24 protein-coding genes are annotated in these 19,441 nt (G+C 30.6%); 18 read left to right on the forward strand and 6 right to left on the reverse strand.

Translation table 11 applies throughout. The features are described 5' to 3' along the window. Positions 1-4: 4 nt before the first annotated feature. From ACWJJ7_RS02245 to ACWJJ7_RS02275, 7 genes are all read left to right on the forward strand, one after another. Complete coding sequence (locus ACWJJ7_RS02245) at positions 5-925, forward strand: ATP-binding cassette domain-containing protein (RefSeq protein WP_462963744.1); 921 nt, start codon at positions 5-7, stop codon at positions 923-925. Next, a complete protein-coding gene (locus ACWJJ7_RS02250) occupies positions 918-1,661 on the forward strand; it encodes an ABC transporter permease (protein ID WP_462963745.1) in 744 nt (247 codons plus the stop codon). Before ACWJJ7_RS02245 ends, ACWJJ7_RS02250 begins: the two co-directional genes overlap by 8 nt. Before the next feature lie 23 nt (positions 1,662-1,684). Next, complete coding sequence (locus ACWJJ7_RS02255) at positions 1,685-2,608, forward strand: sensor histidine kinase (protein WP_462963746.1); 924 nt, start codon at positions 1,685-1,687, stop codon at positions 2,606-2,608. 177 nt (positions 2,609-2,785) lie between these two features. Then, a complete protein-coding gene (locus tag ACWJJ7_RS02260) occupies positions 2,786-3,640 on the forward strand; it encodes an undecaprenyl-diphosphate phosphatase (protein ID WP_462964921.1) in 855 nt (284 codons plus the stop codon). Between the two features lie 157 nt (positions 3,641-3,797). Then, positions 3,798-4,544 (forward strand): ABC transporter ATP-binding protein, encoded by a 747-nt coding sequence (locus tag ACWJJ7_RS02265; protein ID WP_462963747.1) that lies wholly within the window; start codon positions 3,798-3,800, stop codon positions 4,542-4,544. Next, on the forward strand, positions 4,544-6,409 hold the full coding sequence (locus ACWJJ7_RS02270; protein ID WP_462963748.1) for an FtsX-like permease family protein: 1,866 nt from the start codon (positions 4,544-4,546) through the stop codon (positions 6,407-6,409). The genes ACWJJ7_RS02265 and ACWJJ7_RS02270 overlap by 1 nt, the downstream gene beginning before the upstream one ends. 65 nt (positions 6,410-6,474) lie before the next feature. Continuing rightward, positions 6,475-6,756 (forward strand): hypothetical protein, encoded by a 282-nt coding sequence (locus tag ACWJJ7_RS02275; RefSeq protein ID WP_462963749.1) that lies wholly within the window; start codon positions 6,475-6,477, stop codon positions 6,754-6,756. Positions 6,757-6,878: 122 nt separating this feature from the next. Here the strand turns inward: ACWJJ7_RS02275 and ACWJJ7_RS02280 are convergent, their stop codons facing one another. From ACWJJ7_RS02280 to ACWJJ7_RS02295, 4 genes are all read right to left on the reverse strand, one after another. Beyond that, the gene (locus tag ACWJJ7_RS02280; RefSeq protein WP_462963750.1) at positions 6,879-7,295 is read right to left on the reverse strand and encodes an MBL fold metallo-hydrolase; all 417 of its coding nucleotides are present in this window, start codon (positions 7,293-7,295) and stop codon (positions 6,879-6,881) included. Positions 7,296-7,716: 421 nt separating this feature from the next. Further along, positions 7,717-8,358: an ABC-2 transporter permease gene (locus ACWJJ7_RS02285; protein ID WP_462963751.1), complete on the reverse strand. Its 642-nt coding sequence runs from the start codon at positions 8,356-8,358 to the stop codon at positions 7,717-7,719. Next, the gene (locus ACWJJ7_RS02290) at positions 8,358-9,218 is read right to left on the reverse strand and encodes an ABC transporter ATP-binding protein (RefSeq protein WP_462963752.1); all 861 of its coding nucleotides are present in this window, start codon (positions 9,216-9,218) and stop codon (positions 8,358-8,360) included. Before ACWJJ7_RS02290 ends, ACWJJ7_RS02285 begins: the two co-directional genes overlap by 1 nt. Then, positions 9,218-9,595, reverse strand: coding sequence for a GntR family transcriptional regulator (locus tag ACWJJ7_RS02295; RefSeq protein WP_462963753.1), 378 nt, complete (start codon positions 9,593-9,595; stop codon positions 9,218-9,220). Before ACWJJ7_RS02295 ends, ACWJJ7_RS02290 begins: the two co-directional genes overlap by 1 nt. A 361-nt stretch (positions 9,596-9,956) precedes the next feature. Here ACWJJ7_RS02295 and ACWJJ7_RS02300 point away from each other — a divergent pair, with 361 nt between their 5' ends. The 6 genes from ACWJJ7_RS02300 (at position 9,957) to ACWJJ7_RS02325 (ending at position 14,525) form a co-directional block, all read left to right on the forward strand. Further along, on the forward strand, positions 9,957-10,202 hold the full coding sequence (locus tag ACWJJ7_RS02300; RefSeq protein WP_462963754.1) for a hypothetical protein: 246 nt from the start codon (positions 9,957-9,959) through the stop codon (positions 10,200-10,202). After that, positions 10,189-10,440: a hypothetical protein gene (locus ACWJJ7_RS02305; protein WP_462963755.1), complete on the forward strand. Its 252-nt coding sequence runs from the start codon at positions 10,189-10,191 to the stop codon at positions 10,438-10,440. The genes ACWJJ7_RS02300 and ACWJJ7_RS02305 overlap by 14 nt, the downstream gene beginning before the upstream one ends. 403 nt (positions 10,441-10,843) lie before the next feature. Next, the gene (locus tag ACWJJ7_RS02310; RefSeq protein WP_462963756.1) at positions 10,844-12,037 is read left to right on the forward strand and encodes a phosphoenolpyruvate hydrolase family protein; all 1,194 of its coding nucleotides are present in this window, start codon (positions 10,844-10,846) and stop codon (positions 12,035-12,037) included. 161 nt (positions 12,038-12,198) lie between these two features. After that, on the forward strand, positions 12,199-13,407 hold the full coding sequence (locus ACWJJ7_RS02315) for a Tm-1-like ATP-binding domain-containing protein (protein ID WP_462963757.1): 1,209 nt from the start codon (positions 12,199-12,201) through the stop codon (positions 13,405-13,407). A 12-nt stretch (positions 13,408-13,419) separates the two neighbouring features. Then, entirely contained in the window at positions 13,420-14,250 is an 831-nt protein-coding gene (locus ACWJJ7_RS02320; RefSeq protein ID WP_462963758.1) for a phosphoenolpyruvate hydrolase family protein, read from the forward strand. A gap of 143 nt (positions 14,251-14,393) precedes the next feature. Further along, entirely contained in the window at positions 14,394-14,525 is a 132-nt protein-coding gene (locus ACWJJ7_RS02325) for an SHOCT domain-containing protein (RefSeq protein ID WP_462963759.1), read from the forward strand. Positions 14,526-14,855: 330 nt separating this feature from the next. Here ACWJJ7_RS02325 and ACWJJ7_RS02330 read toward each other — a convergent pair whose 3' ends face one another. Together ACWJJ7_RS02330 and ACWJJ7_RS02335 are read right to left on the reverse strand one after the other, a co-directional pair. Then, positions 14,856-15,122 (reverse strand): hypothetical protein, encoded by a 267-nt coding sequence (locus tag ACWJJ7_RS02330; protein WP_462963760.1) that lies wholly within the window; start codon positions 15,120-15,122, stop codon positions 14,856-14,858. A 252-nt stretch (positions 15,123-15,374) separates the two neighbouring features. Then, on the reverse strand, positions 15,375-15,626 hold the full coding sequence (locus ACWJJ7_RS02335; protein ID WP_462964922.1) for a Tn3 family transposase: 252 nt from the start codon (positions 15,624-15,626) through the stop codon (positions 15,375-15,377). A 151-nt stretch (positions 15,627-15,777) separates the two neighbouring features. Here ACWJJ7_RS02335 and bla point away from each other — a divergent pair, with 151 nt between their 5' ends. The 5 genes from bla (at position 15,778) to ACWJJ7_RS02360 (ending at position 18,942) form a co-directional block, all read left to right on the forward strand. Then, positions 15,778-16,713, forward strand: coding sequence for a class A beta-lactamase (gene bla, locus ACWJJ7_RS02340; protein ID WP_462963761.1), 936 nt, complete (start codon positions 15,778-15,780; stop codon positions 16,711-16,713). A gap of 256 nt (positions 16,714-16,969) precedes the next feature. After that, a complete protein-coding gene (locus tag ACWJJ7_RS02345) occupies positions 16,970-17,500 on the forward strand; it encodes a CDP-alcohol phosphatidyltransferase family protein (protein WP_462963762.1) in 531 nt (176 codons plus the stop codon). A gap of 137 nt (positions 17,501-17,637) precedes the next feature. Then, positions 17,638-18,162, forward strand: coding sequence for a GNAT family N-acetyltransferase (locus ACWJJ7_RS02350; RefSeq protein WP_462963763.1), 525 nt, complete (start codon positions 17,638-17,640; stop codon positions 18,160-18,162). Positions 18,163-18,219: 57 nt separating this feature from the next. Further along, the gene (locus tag ACWJJ7_RS02355; protein WP_462963764.1) at positions 18,220-18,531 is read left to right on the forward strand and encodes a GNAT family N-acetyltransferase; all 312 of its coding nucleotides are present in this window, start codon (positions 18,220-18,222) and stop codon (positions 18,529-18,531) included. A 78-nt stretch (positions 18,532-18,609) separates the two neighbouring features. Then, a complete protein-coding gene (locus ACWJJ7_RS02360; protein ID WP_462964923.1) occupies positions 18,610-18,942 on the forward strand; it encodes a CPBP family glutamic-type intramembrane protease in 333 nt (110 codons plus the stop codon). The last annotated feature ends 499 nt before the right edge of the window (positions 18,943-19,441 follow it).

Raw genomic sequence — 19,441 nt, forward strand, 5'->3', positions numbered from 1 at the left:
AAAAATGAGTGAGTATGTAATTAGAGCTAGTAATATTACAAAAACATATGGTAAGCATAAAGTTTTAGATGATTTGTCCATAAAGATAAAAAAAGGTGATATATATGGAGTTATAGGAAAAAATGGTGCTGGAAAAACAACTATGATTAGAGTGCTTACAGGACTTGTTATACCTAATGCTGGACAAGTTGAACTATTTGGACATAGTGATGAGAAAGAGATTATAAAGGAAAGAAGTAGAATTGGTACATTAATAGAATCACCAGCTCTTTATCTTAACATGACTGCTAAGGAAAATCTTGAACTTGTTAGAATTCAAAGAGGAATTCCAGGAAACAAATGTATTAATGAGACTTTAAATTTAGTAGGACTTAAGGATGTAGAGAAAAAGAAAGCTAAAAATTTCTCGCTAGGAATGAAACAAAGACTGGGAATTGCTATGGCATTATTAAGTGAGCCAGAATTTTTGGTTTTAGATGAACCTATGAATGGATTAGATCCAATTGGAATAAAAGAAATAAGAGAGCTTTTAATTAAATTAAACAAAGAAAGAGGAACAACTATTCTAATATCAAGTCATATGTTATCTGAACTTACTCATATTTCCAATAGATATGGTTTTATAAATGATGGGAAATTAATTGAAGAAATGACGTCTAATGAACTTTCAAACAAATGTAGAACTTATCTTCATTTGAAAGTAAATGATTCTTCAGATGTCTCGGTTATTTTAGAAAATGAGATTGGAATAAAAGATTTTGAAGTTTTTCCGAATAATGTCATAAGAATATATGATGAATTTGATGGGGAAAAGATTACTATGGCTCTATCTAAACATAACATAGGAGTTAAAGAAATAATGCAAATGGGTGAATCTCTGGAGGATTATTTTACTAAGTTAGTTGGAGGAGAAGATAATGAGTAATTTAATTAGAGGAGAATTTTATAAATTAAGAAAAAGCAGATATTTTATTGGAATGATATTTATGGCGATAGTGCTTTCATTTTTTTTGATTACTGTATGGGATAAGGATATACAACGACTGCAGAAAGTACATCTTAATTTTCTTATGAATGGAGCATCTTCAATACAATACGGATTCGAATATATTATATATACTAGTTTTATATTTGCATTGTTAGGCGGAGAATTTATTGCTAAGGATTTTAAGAATAATAATATAAGTAAAAGTTTCAGTTATGGATATACGAGAAGTAAGGTTATATTAAGTAAATTAATAGTATTTATAATTGCTTGTTTATTTTTAGAAATAATTTATACAACAATTTTAGTTATACATGCTTCAATAATTTATGGATTTTGTGAAGTCTTAAATTTAAGTACTATTTTATATTTAACAAGGGTAATCATCGTTGGAATAATGTATAATGCAGCCACAATATGCATAATTGCTATGATTGCTATGATAACAAAGAGTGCTCTTTGTACATTCGTTTCACCAGTTATATTCTTTTTGAGTCTTCAATTGTCTTTTTCAAATATAGGTGCATATATTCTTCCTTATGTTGCTGGGCGAGGGGCAATATCGAGATTTGCACCTAAAGAAGATATTATACTTGGAATAATTTCATCGCTTTTAACTTTTATAATAACAATTGGAGTGAGTATGTTATATGTAGGGCGAGAAGATATTAAGTAAAAGATAAGTAAAAACTTTATTATATGAGTAGGAGAAATGAGATGTATTTAGCCATTATTTTAATAATTATTTTTCTAATATTAATTTCAACAGTAGCAATTATTAAGTTACATTTATATAAAAGAGAAATAAGAGATATAACTAAGCAAATTAGAAATTTTAGAGTACGAGAAACCAATAAAAAAGTTAATACTGAAATAAATGATAAATATATGGAAGACTTAGCTTTTGAAATTAATGAATATTTAGAACTTTACAGAAGGGATGAACAAGAAAAAGTAATGTTTGAAAATACATTAAAACAAGGTATAGCTAATATGTCTCATGATTTAAGGACCCCATTAACATCAATAATAGGATATTTAAAACTTCTTAAGCAGAATACGATAGGTAAAGAAGAGGCATTAGAGATAATTGAAAACAAAACTAATAAATTAAATGTTCTTATAAATGATTTTTTTGAGTTAGCTTCAATAGAGACTGAAGATTATGAATTAGAGATGACAAAAGTAAATTTAACTAATATAGTACGTGACGAAATTTTATCACTTTATGAATCTTTTGAGAGCAAAGGGATAGAACCAAAAATAAGCATTTCGGATAAGCCAATTTTCATAATGGGGGATAAGGATAGTCTAGAGAGAATAATAGATAATTTGCTATCTAATACATTAAAATATGCTGAGAAAGTTATTGAAATAAAATTAGAAGAATGTGATGCTAAAGTTATTTTTGAAATTTTAAATATATGTACAGGCATTGATGAAAAAGATGTAGTACGTATGTTTGATAGATTCTATATGGCAGACAAGGTGAGAACGGGAAATGGTGTAGGACTTGGGCTGTCTATTGTAAAAAGTTTAATGGAAAAGATGAATGGAGTTATAATATCAAAACTCGAAGAAAATAGGATTTCTATAATATGTGAATGGAAGTATATAAAATAGTATTATTTTATATACTTTTTTTTAGGTTGTTAAATCATCTCCAGCAGAGCTGCAACAACTAATAATTGCAAAGCTTACAACCATGTCACATTCCTGTAAGCTTTGCAGATAGTACCTTATACATTTTTATTATAAACTATATAAAAGTAATAATTAGTTTGTAAGGAGTGATAAGACATAGATATAATATTTTTATTAAAAGCAATCATAATAGCGATAGTAGAGGGCCTAACTGAATTTATCCCAGTATCCTCTACAGGTCATATGATATTAATTGGATGGGCAATTGGGTTTGAAGGGAAATTCGTAGAGATGTTTGAAGTTGTAATTCAACTTGGAGCAATAATGGCAGTTGTTGTTTTGTATTGGAAGAAGATTAAAGAAAGTATAATAGAATTTTTTAAGTTTATATTTACTAAAGGAAAAGAGGGAAAGAAAGGATTCAGATTTGGAATAAATGTTATTACAGCATCTATTCCAATGGGCATTGCAGGAGTATTATTATACGATAAAATAAAATTATTGTTTAAACCAGAAGCTGTTATAGTAGGATTTATAGTTGGTGGATTATTGCTACTGATAATTGAAAAGAAATTTGGAGATAGGAAGCATAAAGTAGCTAGTATAGATGGCATAACCCCTGTACAATCATTAAAAATTGGCATATTACAACTCTTTTGTGTGTGGCCAGGAATGTCAAGAAGTGCATCTACAATTATGGGTGGATGGATTGCAGGATTATCAACACCGATAGCTGCAGAATTTTCATTTTTCATAGCGATTCCAGCTATGATAGGGGCATCAGGAAAGGATTTATTTGAATTTGATTATTCTATAATGAGCCTAACATTATGGATTTCATTAATAGTAGGATTTGTTGTATCTTTCGTAGTGTCAATAATAGTTATGAGGAAATTTATTGATTTTTTAAAAAAGAAACCAATGAAAGTCTTCGCAGTATATAGAATAGTAGTAGGGATTTTACTTGGGGTACTAGTATTAACTAAAATTATCACGTTAACGACAATTTAGAAGGAAAGTCACCTACGTCTATAATTGTATGTTACATACTATAACAAAACAAAACTTCAGTGGGAGTATAAATCTCCTTCTGAAGTCGTTAATGCATCTTCGTAGAAGATGAGCAGCACCGCAGGTGATGATTTAATATAATAGGAGGAATAAGTATATGAAGATTTTAGATATAAAGAATTTAAGCAAGGTATATGGTAATAAAATAACATTCAGTGCTTTGGATAATATAAGTTTCACAATTGACGAAGGTGAATTTGTAGGGATAATGGGGCCATCAGGAAGTGGTAAAACAACATTATTAAATATGATTTCAACAGTAGATAAGCCAACATCAGGAGAAATAAGAATAAAAGATAAAAATCCACTAAAACTTAAGGGGGATGATCTGGCCTTATTTAGAAGAAGAGAATTAGGATTTGTATTTCAAGATTTCAATTTGCTAGATACTTTAACTATTGGTGAAAATATAGTGCTTCCACTTACATTAGATGGTGTACCAGTGAAAAATCAGGATGAGGAACTTAATAGAATATCAAAGATACTTGTAATAGAAAAACTAATTAACAAGAGAACTTTTGAAATATCAGGTGGAGAAGCTCAAAGGACATCTATTGCAAGGGCATTAATACATAATCCTACGCTGATACTCGCTGATGAGCCAACTGGTAATTTGGATTCAAAAGCAGCTAAGACAGTAATGGAATTATTTAAAAAAATAAATAAAGAGGAAAAAGTAACTACTATGATGGTAACTCACGATGCATTTTCAGCAAGTTATTGTAATAGAATTCTATTTATAAAAGATGGAACTATATATAATGAAATTTATAAGGGAGTTAGCAGGAAACAGTTTTATCAGGAAATTATTGACGTGCTTGCACTAATGGGAGGTGATAACTAATGAACTTTAGAGAATTTGCTACTAAAAATGTGTATAGAAATATAAAGGGTTATTTCGCTTACTTTTTAAGCAGCAGCATATCAGCGACATTATTATTCTCTTTTACTATGATTATAGTCCATCCTGACTTTGTGGTGCTTAAATTACCTAATCACCTAAGAAATACACTTTATGTTACAACTGTAATTGCATACTTGTTTTTATGCTTCTTTGTATTTTACTCAGTAAGTGTCTTTTTAAAAAGTAGATATAAAGAATTTGGAATACTTTATATCATAGGCTCATCAAAAAAACAAATACAGAGGATGATAAGTATTGAAAACATAATAATTAGTTCGGTATCAGCAGTGGTAGGGGTAATAGTAGGGATGGTATTTTCAAAAATACTTTTAGCGGTTAGTGGAAGAATATTAGGAGTTAATGCACTAGGATTTTATATTCCAATTAAAGCTATGATTATTACATTAATTGCATTTGTAATGATAGGAATAGTAGTTCCAATATTTTGTTCATTTATTATAAAAGAAGATATGGTTTTAAGATTACTTAAAGGAACTAAAAAACCCAAAACAGAACCAAAATCATCCGTTATTCTTTCAATTATATGTATAGTATTATTGTCAGAAGGATATTATCTATCAATTACATCAAGTGAAAAGACACTAGCCTATAGAATAATACCTGTCACAATAATGGTTATTGTTGCAACATACTTATTATTTTCTCAATTAAGTGTATTTATACTTAAGTTGCTTAAGAAAAATAGAAACTTCTATATGAATAAAACTACAGTACTATGGGTATCAAATTTACTATATAGAATAAAAGATAACACAAGAATGTTTTTCTTAATTACAATAACTTCAACAGTTGCCATTTCATCAATAGGGTCAGTATATGCTTATTGGAGAGATAAAGAGAACGAGGTAAATAAAAATTTCCCACAAGCATTTTTCTGTGTTGATACTTATAATAATAAAACCAAAGTTGATTATAAAGTCGATTTTATAGAAGATTCATTAAAAAATGAAAAGATAGATTATACTAAGGTTAATGGCGAAATGAAGTTTGTTATGCCTGAGGGTAGTAAAGATGAAGTAACTATAATTAAAGAAGACATTTATAATAAATTAGCAGTAGCATTATCTCTAAACACTATTGGTTTAAATGAAAATGAGACCATGTTAGTATCATATTTAGATAAAAATGAAAGAGAAAATGTTATTTTTGGCGATACAGAATTTCGAATTGTTAGGAGGAGTTATAAAGGAGTAATTCCAATATTGTATGGAAATGTATATGTGGTTAAAGATGATGTATATGAAAAAATGAAGGGTCCTAAGCTCCACTTTGGGGCACTTAATGTAAATAATTATAAGGATACATTAAGTGTAGGTAATAATTGTTATAATAAGTTTGGAGATGATAAAGGTGATAAATATTATAATAATTTTCTAAAAGCTTATATATTGGAAAGCACTAAAATAGCCTATGGGGTAATTTTGTTTATTGCAATATTTATAGGGCTTATATTCTTCGTAACAACAGGAAGTTTCTTATATAACAAGTGTTACATGGACCTTATAGAGGATAAAAAGAAATATAAACAGTTAAATAAAATAGGATTAACTTATAAAGAAATAAAAAAGGTATTAAATATTGAGATAGGGGTATTATTTTTACTCCCATATATAATTGCTGTGGTACATTTTATATTTGCTATTAGTTCATTAAAATCTGCTTTTAGAATTGAGATAACTGTACCAGCATTACAGGTGATGGGAATTATGTTGGTTGTTCAAACTATATATTTCCTTGTTATAAGAAAAAATTATTTATTAGAGATTAAAAAAAGTTTAGTGTAATTTATTTTAATTAAATTATCTTGTAATATACCACACATGTGTTGTTTGATGATAATTTAAATTATGTGGAAGGGAGAGCAACGAAGGGTGAAGGAGAAATCGCACTTTCCTATGCAAATGCGTCAAAAGACGGATTAAACAAGAAAGTGGGAGATGAAGTAGTAGTAAAGGTTGTCGGGACAGAAAAGACTATGAAAGTATGTGGTATTTATCATAATATTACAAATGATGGTAAAACAGCAAAGGCGGATACTAGTCTTGGTTTAAATGAAAATGCCGTTCTTTGGTATATTGTGAGCATGGAGGTGGCTCCAGGCGTTGATATTAGAAAGAAAATGGACTACTAGCAGAATACCTATGATTCTGCAAAAGGTAAATGATATCAAAGAATATACAGGGCAGACCCTTGGAAATATCATTGATCAGATGAGCACAATTGTTATAGACGGAATCGCAATTGCATTATTCCTTAAGATGTTATTGGCAAAGGATATGTTAAACCATCAAATTCTTCAATATGAGTAAACAAGACCTTCTTCGGCTTTAAATCATTAATAATTCTGAGATTATCTCTTTGAAAATTTGTTGAATCATCCTCAATGGTATTCATGTAACCTAACCCCATAATTATTAAATCTACATTATATAATTCATCCATAGTAGGTAAATACATAGAATGGCAAGGACAGTACAATACTTTTTTATTGGCTTCTTCAATTAAAAAAGCATAAGCAAAATTGTTAAGTAGCTTGATTCTTTTAACAGAAATCTTATCAAACATTATAGTAGTATCTATATTTATAATATTGCAATAACCTAGTTGTTCATAGAATAAAAATATAGAATTACTTTTGTTAAATGCAATGGCTATCTTTTCAGGTGGCATATAAATATTAATTGGGACTTTATCATTTTGTGTATGCTAGGTGTATCTCCATATAGAATAGGAATTTATGCACCAAGAAATGCATCAAGCTTTCAGATATTGATCTAACTGGTAAATATTCTCTATTTTAAAAATTTATATCTTGATTTTCAAGCATTTATATAAAGTTTACGGTATTATTGGGGTAGTGCTCGCAAAGCGTAAATCCACGCTTTGCGGTTACCACCCCATCTTTATAGGATATATTTAGAGATATTTCAATTCGAGTTGATTTTTCCGGTTATGTTTTATTTTTTGTCATTTCCTTTAAAGTGCTTATAAGTCAAATACACGATAGGAAACAGAACACATAATATTACTACTGGGGTTGGTAAAGCTTGCATAGTTATCGCTCCTTTCTCAAAATGAATAAGTTATACAGTTATAGCAATTCTTTCTTTGAGTAAATTTTTATAGATACATTTATAGAAATAAAGAGAATAGCAATTATAGCCACAATCAGTATCGGGTACTGGACAACCATAGGCAGTGCATACAATCCCGTAAAAGCGAGTTTGATATTGACTTTTATTAATAAAGGTATTAAAAATGGCGTTCCCATGACTACTATCATAAAGAAATACTTTGTTTTTTCAAAGCCCAATTTATATTGTATAGGTGTATATACGCCAAATAGGATTACTGAAATCAGCAGAGTAATAAGATAGCTAGATGGAGTAATATATTTAATTTTGGCAAATTGCAGTGCTAATACATTGTATGCCACACAGCAATAAGCAAAGATCAATAGGAGAAAAGCATATCTTGCTTTTACAAGAGTACAGCGGGAGTATGGAGTAGAACATAGCAGAGCTTCCGCTTTAGGGTATTTCATTTCTGCCATCAAAACATACTGATACAACATAAACACCGTAAAAATTACCGATACCACAAAAGCACTAAGCCCCAAAAGTTGGGATACTTGTATCATTATTATAACGGGTACAGCAAATGGCACAACCATCATAAGTGGCAAATATTTTTTTATAAGTAAGATATCTTTTTTAACAAGATGTAACATCATTATTTCCCCCCTCCTTCGACATAACCGAGCATAATATCTTCTATGGTAGGTTTTTCGACCAAAATGTCTTTCATGCTTTTTTGTATTTGAGATAATTTATTGGTGATGCCCGTAAATCCGAATCCTGTTTCTTGAATATTTAAGAATAGTTTTCTGGTTTCAACAGTCAAATCCTTGCTATCACCTTTTACTAGTCGATTGGTATCAAGCAATGTATCCTTTTCTTCATCGAACAAAATCTTGCCATTGTTGATAAGAATTATCATATCTGCAACTTTATCAAGATCTGAAGTGATGTGCGTTGAAAAGAAAACGCTTTTGCCACCTTGTTTCATGTAATCTGTCAGAATAGCCATAAGCTGGCTTCGGATTAAAGGATCAAGTCCACTTGTAGGTTCGTCCATAATAAGTAAGTCCGCCTGATGGGAAAGTGCCAAAGTCAATGCAAACTTCATACTCATACCTTTTGAAAGCGTTGAAATCTTCTGGCGTGGATTGAGTGAAAAACGTTCCATATAGGTTTTGTAATCATGTTCATTCCAACTGGAATATGCTGGTGCAATAATGCTTTTCATTTCTTTCATTGTCAATTCATCATAAAAGCAACCACCATCCATCACAACTCCAATACGATTTTTTAACTCATTCTCATGCTTATCCATATCCTTTTCAAAGAATTTGACAGTGCCGCAATTTCTCATAACAAGACCAAGAATGGTCCGTATAGTGGTTGTTTTACCTGCCCCGTTGATACCGATAAACCCTGTAATACAATCTTCCTGTAAAGAAAAACTAACATCAGAAAGGGCAAATTCACCATAAGATTTATTTAATCCTGATACTTCTAAGACATTGCTCATTATTCATCCTCCTCGTATAAAATATTCATCATTGCGTTTAATTCCTCTTTAGAAATTTTTAACGTCTTTGCTGTTTTAATTAACTCCTGCATTTTTTGTTCAACAATACGCCGTTTAGAATCACGAAGTAGCTCTAAATTACCCGCAGAAATAAAAGTGCCGATGCCCACCTGACTTGTAATAAAGCCCTCTTGCTCTAATTCATTGTAGACACGACGAATAGTAAGAACGCTTACTTTCAAATCAGTGGCAAAATTTCTGATAGATGGAAGTGGATTACCCTCAGACATCTCACCTTTAAAAATAATATCTTTTAGCTGGTCTTTTATTTGTTGGTATAGGGGTATATTAGATATATTTGAAATTAAAATCTTCATATCACATTATCGCCTTCCTAAGTACATAGTGTGTATCTGTATAATACACACTATGTACTTAGATTACTATTTTTGTCAACATGTAAGGAAGATATAACAATCTCATAGTGGATTCAAACTAAAGACTTTTCTATATAGGACATTTAGTTTTTATTTCGGATTCATATATAAAAGTTGAAACCTCAATTTTCATTATATTAATAGCAGCACTTATTAGCTTAATTACAATTATAATTTCTCTAAGAAAACCTAGTAAAATAGCTTCTAAAATATCTCCTATGAAGCAACTTTTGATAGAATTACTAATGATAAGCGAATAGCAAGAATATCAATAAATGTTAAAGAGGCTAAATACGAAAGTGTGGAAAAATCTATAAAAAAACCTTCCTCTAAAAATCAGCGAATATCTTTTTTATCTAAAAAAGAATTTAAAGAAAAAGATGAAAAGGATATGCTAGGAATGAAAACTGTTGGTATGAGCTTAGTTGGTATTATTGGCTTAATTGGGGTTATTAATTTAGTTAATACAATGATTACAAGTATAATGTCTAGGAAAACAAGCGGTAGGACTTACAAATTCTCAGTTGCGAGCTATGCTTCAAATTGAAGGTATGTATTATTCTATAATAAGCTTAATAATATCTATTGCTGGAGGAGTATCACTAGGGTATTTATCGTATTTGGCTAATAAAAATGGTAATGAACACATTATATATAGATTACCAATTGGATCAATACTTGCAGTATCAATAGGTTTTATATTGATTCAGTATATTATAACTTATATTGTAGAGAGAAAACTCCACGTGGAAACCATAATTGAAAGAATAAGGTGTAATGAATAATTAATATATTTCCTAATTATAAGTAAAAACTATTTATTAGGGATTAAAAAAGTTTAGTGTAATCTATTTTAATTGAATTATCTTACCATATACCTCATATGTGGAGTGATGTTTGATGCTAATAAAAAAAATATATATGCCATAATAAGAAAAGATAGCAAAGTGATTTATACTCCCACTTATAGAAGTGGGATACTATCCTTTTGAAATGTCGTTAAATATGGATAAAAGCAAAAAAAGATATTATAGGTAAAACAAAGATATTAAAGGTAAAATAAAGATAAAATGATAAAATTTGTAGTATAATGAAGATAGAATAAGGTTCAGGACTGCAAGGATTATTTTTGAAGAGAAAATATGAACAAAAAAATGAATTATGAATAAAATAAGGGGCTTAGAAAGCATGAAGAGAGAAAAAATACTAGAAAATTTAAAATCACAAATAAAAATGGGTAATCATATTATTGGGGTAGCTGCAGGTGCAGGAATAACGGCAAAGTATGCCAAACAGGGTGGAGCTGATTTTCTTTTGATGTTAAATTCAGGTAGGTTTCGCCAAATGGGGAGGGGCTCACTAGCAGGTTTTTTACCATTTTGTAATAGCAATGATATGGTAATGGACTTTGCTTCTAAAGAAATAATGCCTTTGGTAACTGACATACCTATTATTTTTGGCCTTAATGCAAACGACCCTACAAAAAACATAGATAGTTACATAGATGAAATAAAATGTATGGGTTTTTCTGGTATTAATAATTACCCGACAGTCGGACTAATTGACGGTCAATTTAGCGAAGCTCTTAAAGACAATGGACAGCATTATCTAATTGAAGTACAAGCAATAAGAATAGCCCATGAAAAAGATATGTTTACAGTTGCATTTGTATTTGACGAGATACAAACAGCTCAGATGATTGATGCTGGAGCTGATATAATTTGTGCACATTTAGGATTAACGGGAGGAGGGTTATTAGGGGCAAAAAAAATTTTCTCGCTGGAAGCTGCAAAGATTAAAGTGAACAAGATATTTAATAAATGTAATGAATTAAAGCCAGAAGTAATTAAGTTGGTTTATGGTGGCCCTGTAAAGACACCAATTGATATTCAGTATATGTATAGTAGTAATAAAAACTTAATGGGATATATAGGTGGGTCGGCGTTTGAGAGAATTCCATCAGAAAAGGCTATTATAAATATAACAAAAGCCTTTAAAATATCGGGTCGGCTTAATGAAGATGATTTAATGATTAAGATGCTGGACGGAGTTACAAAACACTATGATTATGTTGGATTTGTGCAAGAATACGTTTCTAAAAATTATATGAATGATATTTCGTTTGTGGATTTAGCTATAGTAGCGCATGTATCTAGGAGTTACTTAAGCAGTCTATTCAAAAAGAAAGTTGGTTGCAGTTTTCCAGAGTATATAGTTAAATTCCGTATAAATAAAGCAGTAGAAATTTTAGAAAGAGAAAATATCCAGTTATCAGAGTTAGCATCATTAGTCGGTTATCATGATTATGCACAATTTAGCAAAATGTTTAAAAAGTATAAGGGATTGTCTCCAAAACAATATAAATCTAAAAAAAATACATAAGCACAAAAACATAAGACATAAAAGCATTTACGGTAAGAAGCTATGGCAGTATGATTAATTTGTAATAAATCATACTGTTTTTTAATGAGAACATTCTTAAAATCATTTATCTAGTATTGTGAAGGATAGATAAAACGAAAGTTGTACAGGGGGCTAAAAAATTGAAAACAATTGCAATTGCAGGAACATTTGATACGAAAGGTGATGAGTATTTATATTTAAAAGAATTGATTGAAAGTTTGGGGTTAAGTACTTTTACGATTCACACAGGTGTGTTTAAGTCAACATTTAAACCCGATGTATCAAACAATGAAGTAGCAGAGGCAGCAGGCATAGACATTAAAACTCTCGTTGCTAAAAAGGACAGATCATTAGCAACTGAAATATTATCAAAAGGTATGGAAAAATTAGTACCTAAATTATATAAAGAAGGTAAATTTAATGGAATTATATCCCTTGGAGGTAGTGGAGGAACTTCGCTAGTCACACCAGCTATGAGGGCACTTCCTATTGGGGTACCAAAAGTTATGGTATCGACAGTAGCATCGGGAAATACTGCTCCATATGTAGGAACAAGTGATATTGTTATGATGCCATCTGTAGTAGATGTTTCAGGGCTTAATTCAATTTCAACTAAGATTTTTGCAAATGCAGCATTTGCAATCGCAGGTATGGTTAAATTTGAAAACATAAAAGTGGTAGAGAAAAAAAAATTAATTGCTGCAACTATGTTTGGGGTAACAACTCCATGTGTAACGGCAGCCAGAAAATATCTTGAGGCTAGAGGATATGAAGTGCTTGTGTTTCATGCAACAGGTATAGGCGGACAATCAATGGAAGCACTTATTGAGGCCGGATTTATTGAAGGGGTATTAGATCTTACAACAACAGAGTGGGCAGATGAAGTTATTGGTGGAGTTTTGAATGCAGGGGAACATCGTTTAGAGGCAGCAAGTAAAAATCATGTTCCACAGGTTGTATCAGTAGGGGCACTTGATATGTGCAACTTTGGGCCATACGATACAATACCAAAAAAGTTTGCGGGACGTAATTTTTACAAGCACAACCCGACAGTGACACTTATGAGAACAACTGTAGGAGAAAATGAAGCAATTGGGAAGAAACTTGTTGAGAAATTAAATATGGCGAAAGAGAAAACAGCTTTATTTTTACCGCTTAGAGGCATATCAGGCATTGATGTAGAAGGTCAAGCGTTCTATGGTGTAGAAGAAGATAAGATGCTATTTGACACCTTAAGAAATGGTGTGAGCAGAAACATTGTAGAAGTAATTGAAATGGATTGCGAGATTAATGATGTAGTATTTGCAGAAGCAGCAGCACAAAAATTAATAGAGTTAATGAATAAATAGGAGGAATTATAAATGAATAAAATGACGAGAAAAGAAATCATTACAAAGTTTAAGGATGAAGTTAAAAATGGAAAGATACTATTAGGAGTAGGAGCAGGTACAGGTATTACTGCTAAAAGCAGCGAAGCTGGCGGAGCTGATATGCTAATTATATATAATTCTGGAAGATATAGAATGGCAGGTCGTGGATCACTTGCAGGATTATTATCTTATGGTGATGCAAATCAAATTGTGGTTGAGATGGGTTCGGAAGTATTACCTGTTGTAAAACATACACCAGTTTTAGCAGGGGTATGTGGTACTGATCCTTTTAGAATTATGGAGGTATATTTAAAACAACTAAAGGAGCAAGGGTTTAGTGGAGTTCAAAATTTTCCAACAGTAGGCTTAATTGATGGCGTATTCAGACAAAATTTAGAGGAAACGGGTATGGGATATGGATTAGAAGTAGAAATGATTAGAACAGCACATGAATTAGACATGCTTACGACTCCTTATGTATTTAATCCAGATCAAGCAAAAGCGATGGCAGCAGCAGGAGCAGATATCTTAGTCGCACATATGGGTTTGACTACCAAAGGTACAATTGGAGCAAAAACAGCTCTTACATTAGATGATTGTGTTAAGAAGATTGAAGCTATTATTAAAGCCGGTAGAGAAGTTAATCCAGATATTATGGTAATTTGTCACGGTGGACCGATTGCAGAACCAGAAGATGCTACATATGTAATTGAAAGAACAGAAGGAATTGATGGTTTCTTTGGTGCATCAAGTATTGAAAGATTTGCAGCTGAGAAAGGTATTAAAGAACAGACAGTATTATTTAAATCAATAGCAAAATAAATTATTAAGATTATAATTTAACGGAAAACAAAATATATAATACTAAAGAAATATAATGACAAACGAATGAGTTATGAGATGCTTATAAATAAGAGTGTGTTGCACCTCGTTCTGAAAAAAAAATTAAATGAGGTGATTGTTTAATGTTATTGGAATTTGTAACAGATGAAATTATGAAATATAAAGAATTATTAGACGAAGGAATTATAACAGAAGAAGAATTTTTTATTAAGGAAAAAGAATTATCAAGAAAAAAGAATTATAAAGAAAAATAATAAAATAAATATGAAATAATAAGGAGCCTAAAAATTTGGCTTCTTTTTTACTATGTAATATAGTAGTTTAATTTAATGTCATATAAATTGGGTTTAGGTTCTTTAACGAAATAAATTCAAAAGAAAATAATGGTTGAATCGAGATGTGGAATTAATTGTTCAAAATGCAAATATAGGGAATATGCTGGGTGTAAAGGTTGTGTAAATAAAGAATAAAATTTGGATGTGGTAATATTTATATTTTACAAAAAGTTAGAAAAGCATAAGTATAGTTTAAGACTCATGCTTTTCTAATTTTAACTACTACATACTAATTAATTTTTCCTGCATTTATTTCTTATCCATATTATCCATCTTATTCATTTTATCCATCATTTTCATAGTATTCATTTGCATGGTTATACACATTTGCATCATGAAATGCATGTGCATCATTTGCATATGCTCAGGCATAGTCATAGGCATAGCACTGTTAGATATAGGCATAATGGGCATAGGAATATTGGGCATGTTTGGCATGTTTGGCATATTAGGCATAGGTGCAGGTGCCATCCTCCACGGCATCATGGGTTCTTCCATATTGTACATTTGATTCATATTGTTCCTCCAAAAATTATTATGTTACCCTATTATATATATTCAAATGAAGTCAAAATGTGTTTGTATGATAGAAAAATATAAGTAGTAATTTATAGAAGAAGCTCGGATGCATTTAATTTAAGCTCTGAGTTTTGCTTTTCACTTTGCACTGCACCTGTAAGTTGGGTATTTTTGCCCATCCCCCCGGAAATGGGGAATAAGCAAATTACTTGTCAGGTAATACCTGAAACTGAGCTAGCTCCTAAATGATTACATCCATGTTGATAAGCTCAGGTTTTTTATTAAACTGATATCGACCATAGAGATTAATATGCTGGCATTATAATAAATGATGCAATTTGCTAACAAGCGACTGCATTCACCCCATATTTGTTGCTCTTGTTCTGTTTTGAAGCGCAATTTTCCGAAATTTGTATGGGATACAGCTCTGCGCAATTTGTGATAACCCTCTCCCCTATTTAGTGCACGTTGCGCATTTCTGCGTAGTGGCAAAGAATCAATGTAATTAAACTAAATCCACTATGTTTTTGTGAACGCGCCACGTATGTCGGAAGTACACGTTATTGTTTATATGATATTATTAAATATATTTTGTTAAGTAGTTATGAAAAAATAACTTAACAGATCGATTAAATAACAAAGGAGAATTTATATGAAAAAATTAGTAAATTCAAAATTCAAGGTAAATAAGTTTAAAATTGCTATACTTATGCCGATTATGATCTTTTCTCTTACTAGCTGTGGAAAGGTAGCAACTCAGCCACCTGTAAACACGAAGTCTGACACACAATATAATTCGTCATTTTCACAACTTGAAAGTGATTATGGTGTTAAACTTGGTGTATATGCTTTTGATACAGAGACGCATAAAGAAGTCGTATATCGTGCTGATGATAGGTTTGCTTACTGTTCTACATTCAAAGCTTTAGCCGCTGGTGCTGTTTTAAAACAAGATTCATTAGAGCAGCTTAAACAAGTAGTTAAATATAACAAAGAAGATGTTCTCTCTTATGCTCCAATTACAAAAGATAACGTTGATAAAGGCATGACCATTGAAGAACTTTGCAATGCAGCAGTACGTTTTAGTGATAATACAGCTGCAAATCTTTTATTTGATCATATAGGTGGACCTAATGGTTTTAAATCATCACTTAATCAATTAGGGGATAACGTTACGCAACCTACACGTATAGAACCAGATCTAAACGAAGCCATACCTGAAGATATTAGGGACACTAGCACACCACGACAATTGGCAACTGATTTGCAAGCATACACAACTGGAGATATATTAACAGATGATAAGAAAAAAATTCTTATTGATTGGATGACAGGAAATGCAATAGGTAATACACTAATTCGTGCAGGATCACCAGAGGGCTGGGTAGTTGCTGACAAAAGTGGAGCTGGTTCTTACGGAACAAGAAATGATATTGCCATAGTAATGCCACCAAACAAAAAACCTATAATTATTGCAATATTGTCAACTCACGATACAAAAGAGGCTAAACATGATGACAAACTAATTGCTCAAGCTTCTAAAATTGTATTCGATTCTTTTACCACAACTGAAAATAACAAAAAGTAAGTTTGTTTATATTAGGGGTAGGGCTCACAATTTGTGCAAAAGTCCCATTAAGAAAAAACAGTTACCATAAATTCAATTTAATTGAAATAAGTAACTGTTTTTTTTCTTGAATTGCTTTTAATGGTTTCATATTACTTTATAATTTTCATAAAGTTCGTCATAAACAACTGCAAGAATTCTTAAAGAATAACGGGGGTATGTCAAACTTATATTCTTATAAGAAGCAAGGCTAATTTATATTTTAAGAGGTGATGCAGTGAAGTCAATAGCAAATTATATATCAATTGCGAGAATATTTTTTTCCATTACATTGCTTGTGGCAAAACCATTAAGTATAGTGTTCTTCGCAATCTATCTCGTTTGTGGAATTAGTGATGTTTTTGATGGATATATAGCAAGAAAAACAGATACCGCAAGTAAATTGGGTGAAAAACTTGACTCTGTTGCAGATTTGATAATGGTCGTGATACTGACAATCGTGCTATATCCAATTATTAATTCAACAGTTCAAATCATTGTTTGGGTAGTTATCATCGGAATAGTTAGAGTAGTGTCAATGATAGTGATGTTTGTAAAGTATAAAACATTTGGGATACTTCATACTTATGGGAATAAAATTACAGGGCTTGTGCTATTTACATTCCCACTATCACTTGCTTTTTCCCAATCAGATGTGCTGATGTATATAATTTGTATGGTTGCAAGTACCGCTGCTATTGAAGAATTATTCATTCATCTATTATCAAATGAACTGCAAGTAAATAAGAAAGGCATATTCTTAAAATGAGCATTATCCATATCAATTAACAGTTAAGACAAATCATTCTTAAGGTTCGTCATAAACAACTGTAAGAGAAAATGATGGTGCAAATATATAGTATTAACCATTACTAATAAATAATAAAAAGGGGTTAGATATAGATTATGGGAGAAATAAAAAGTCCCTATATAAGATTAAGAGAAAGATTAAATAAAAATGACTATGAAGATATATATGCTCTTCAAGGGATTTGTTTAGAAATGGATAGAGTAAAACTAAAATTAGAGATTGATTATAAGCTAAGCAGGGCAGAAGGAAAGATTGATACTTTAAGCAAAATTAGTGAATTCATGTACTATGATGGAGATAAGCTTATAGGTTATGCTGGTATATGTAACTTTGGGGGAGCTGTACTAGAAGTAAATGGTATGGTGCACCCCGGGTATAGAAGAATGGGTGTATTTAAAAGGTTATTTTCTTTAGTTAAAGATGAATGGAGAAGAGGCGATGCAACAAAAATGCTTTTGCTAAGTGATAATAATTCTAGTTCTGGACTGGAATTTATTAAATCCACAGGTGCCAGCTTTGATAACTCTGAATATGAGATGTTTTTAAGAAATAAATTAAAACAAAATACAATAGCGCATGATGTAGTTTTAAGAAAAACTACAAATAAGGATGCAAAATAAATTGCAGTGCAGGATTATATATATTCAAATGTGGAATTCAAAGAAGAGGATATTTGTATGTTTGAGGAAGAGGAAAAATGTGGCGCAATTACTTATATAGCAGAAATTAATAATAAAATCATAGGAAAAGTTCGTTTAGAAATATGTGATGGTGTAGGAGGTATTTATGGATTTGGTGTGCTTCCAGAATACCGTGGTAATGGTTATGGGAGAGACATTTTACTCTCATCAATAGAAAAATTGAAAGAGAAAAACTCAAAGGATATTATGCTTCAAGTGTCTGTAAAAAACAAAAATGCTTTAAATCTTTATGAATCATGTGGCTTTGAAGAGACTTATACTATGGATTACTATGAAATAAGAAAGTAAATATTGCATTTGTGAAAAAACACATTTTTAGACGTAGTACTATCGGAATGCTATGAACGTAAAACACTAATCATAAACATTGAATTGTTTGGTTTTATAGTTATGACGTTTCATACGCAGTATTATCAACAATTTCATGCCCTATTTGTTGTGTTTATTATGGGAATTCTATTGGGGTATTTGTATATAATAACAGAATCTTTATATTTGCCTATAGGGTTACATTTCGTAGTAGATTTTTATAGTTTCATAACAGGTGAATCTAACAATTTTTTACTTTTCGATATAAGAATTAGTAACTTGGTTTTCAGTTTATATTTTGATTATGTAGCAATTATTGTAATTATAATACTGATTTTAATTTTAGCAGTATATAGATTTAAACATAAAAAATTAAGTGCCAATACTTAAAAACAAGCTTAGGATTTATTATAAACGCTTATTTTTTTTATAGGTCGTGAGTAGAAATTACTGGACCAATAGTTATTATATTATCGCTTTTAGGTTTATTTAATATGATTAATATAAAAATTATAATGCCAATTGAATTACTATTATTTGGTATCTTGAGCATATCAAATGGGTATGACTCATATATTAATAACAAAAAAGGAGAATCAATTTTGTTAATTCTAAGTGGAATATTCGTAATCTTTGTTTCTGTAATTATAACAATTTTTTAGTGAATTTAAGACTAGTAAGATAAGTTATACGATAAAGAGCGTGGTTCTCACTTTTTGTTTAAATAAAAGATAAGATTATCAAAGGTGATCCGCACCATAAATGACGTAGATTTTTTTAAGTTCTTCAATATTTATTAAATTTTTCATTCATAGTTAATTACTCCTCTTGACTATACGGTAACTGTATACTTTATTATAATATTATTGCAACAAGATTTCAAGTGTAC

Source organism: Clostridium sp. CM042 (assembly GCF_055080995.1).

Coding starts and splice junctions, on each gene's coding strand:
- bla (WP_462963761.1), top strand. CDS start 15,778: ATGAAAAAATTAGTAAATTCAAAATTCAAGGTAAATAAGTTTAAAATT.
- ACWJJ7_RS02265 (WP_462963747.1), top strand. CDS start 3,798: ATGAAGATTTTAGATATAAAGAATTTAAGCAAGGTATATGGTAATAAA.
- ACWJJ7_RS02285 (WP_462963751.1), bottom strand. CDS start 8,358: ATGATGTTACATCTTGTTAAAAAAGATATCTTACTTATAAAAAAATAT.
- ACWJJ7_RS02330 (WP_462963760.1), bottom strand. CDS start 15,122: ATGAATCAAATGTACAATATGGAAGAACCCATGATGCCGTGGAGGATG.
- ACWJJ7_RS02295 (WP_462963753.1), bottom strand. CDS start 9,595: ATGAAGATTTTAATTTCAAATATATCTAATATACCCCTATACCAACAA.
- ACWJJ7_RS02355 (WP_462963764.1), top strand. CDS start 18,220: ATGTTTGAGGAAGAGGAAAAATGTGGCGCAATTACTTATATAGCAGAA.
- ACWJJ7_RS02350 (WP_462963763.1), top strand. CDS start 17,638: ATGGGAGAAATAAAAAGTCCCTATATAAGATTAAGAGAAAGATTAAAT.
- ACWJJ7_RS02245 (WP_462963744.1), top strand. CDS start 5: ATGAGTGAGTATGTAATTAGAGCTAGTAATATTACAAAAACATATGGT.
- ACWJJ7_RS02320 (WP_462963758.1), top strand. CDS start 13,420: ATGAATAAAATGACGAGAAAAGAAATCATTACAAAGTTTAAGGATGAA.
- ACWJJ7_RS02290 (WP_462963752.1), bottom strand. CDS start 9,218: ATGAGCAATGTCTTAGAAGTATCAGGATTAAATAAATCTTATGGTGAA.
- ACWJJ7_RS02270 (WP_462963748.1), top strand. CDS start 4,544: ATGAACTTTAGAGAATTTGCTACTAAAAATGTGTATAGAAATATAAAG.
- ACWJJ7_RS02250 (WP_462963745.1), top strand. CDS start 918: ATGAGTAATTTAATTAGAGGAGAATTTTATAAATTAAGAAAAAGCAGA.
- ACWJJ7_RS02280 (WP_462963750.1), bottom strand. CDS start 7,295: ATGCCACCTGAAAAGATAGCCATTGCATTTAACAAAAGTAATTCTATA.
- ACWJJ7_RS02325 (WP_462963759.1), top strand. CDS start 14,394: ATGTTATTGGAATTTGTAACAGATGAAATTATGAAATATAAAGAATTA.
- ACWJJ7_RS02255 (WP_462963746.1), top strand. CDS start 1,685: ATGAGTAGGAGAAATGAGATGTATTTAGCCATTATTTTAATAATTATT.
- ACWJJ7_RS02305 (WP_462963755.1), top strand. CDS start 10,189: ATGCTTCAAATTGAAGGTATGTATTATTCTATAATAAGCTTAATAATA.
- ACWJJ7_RS02310 (WP_462963756.1), top strand. CDS start 10,844: ATGAAGAGAGAAAAAATACTAGAAAATTTAAAATCACAAATAAAAATG.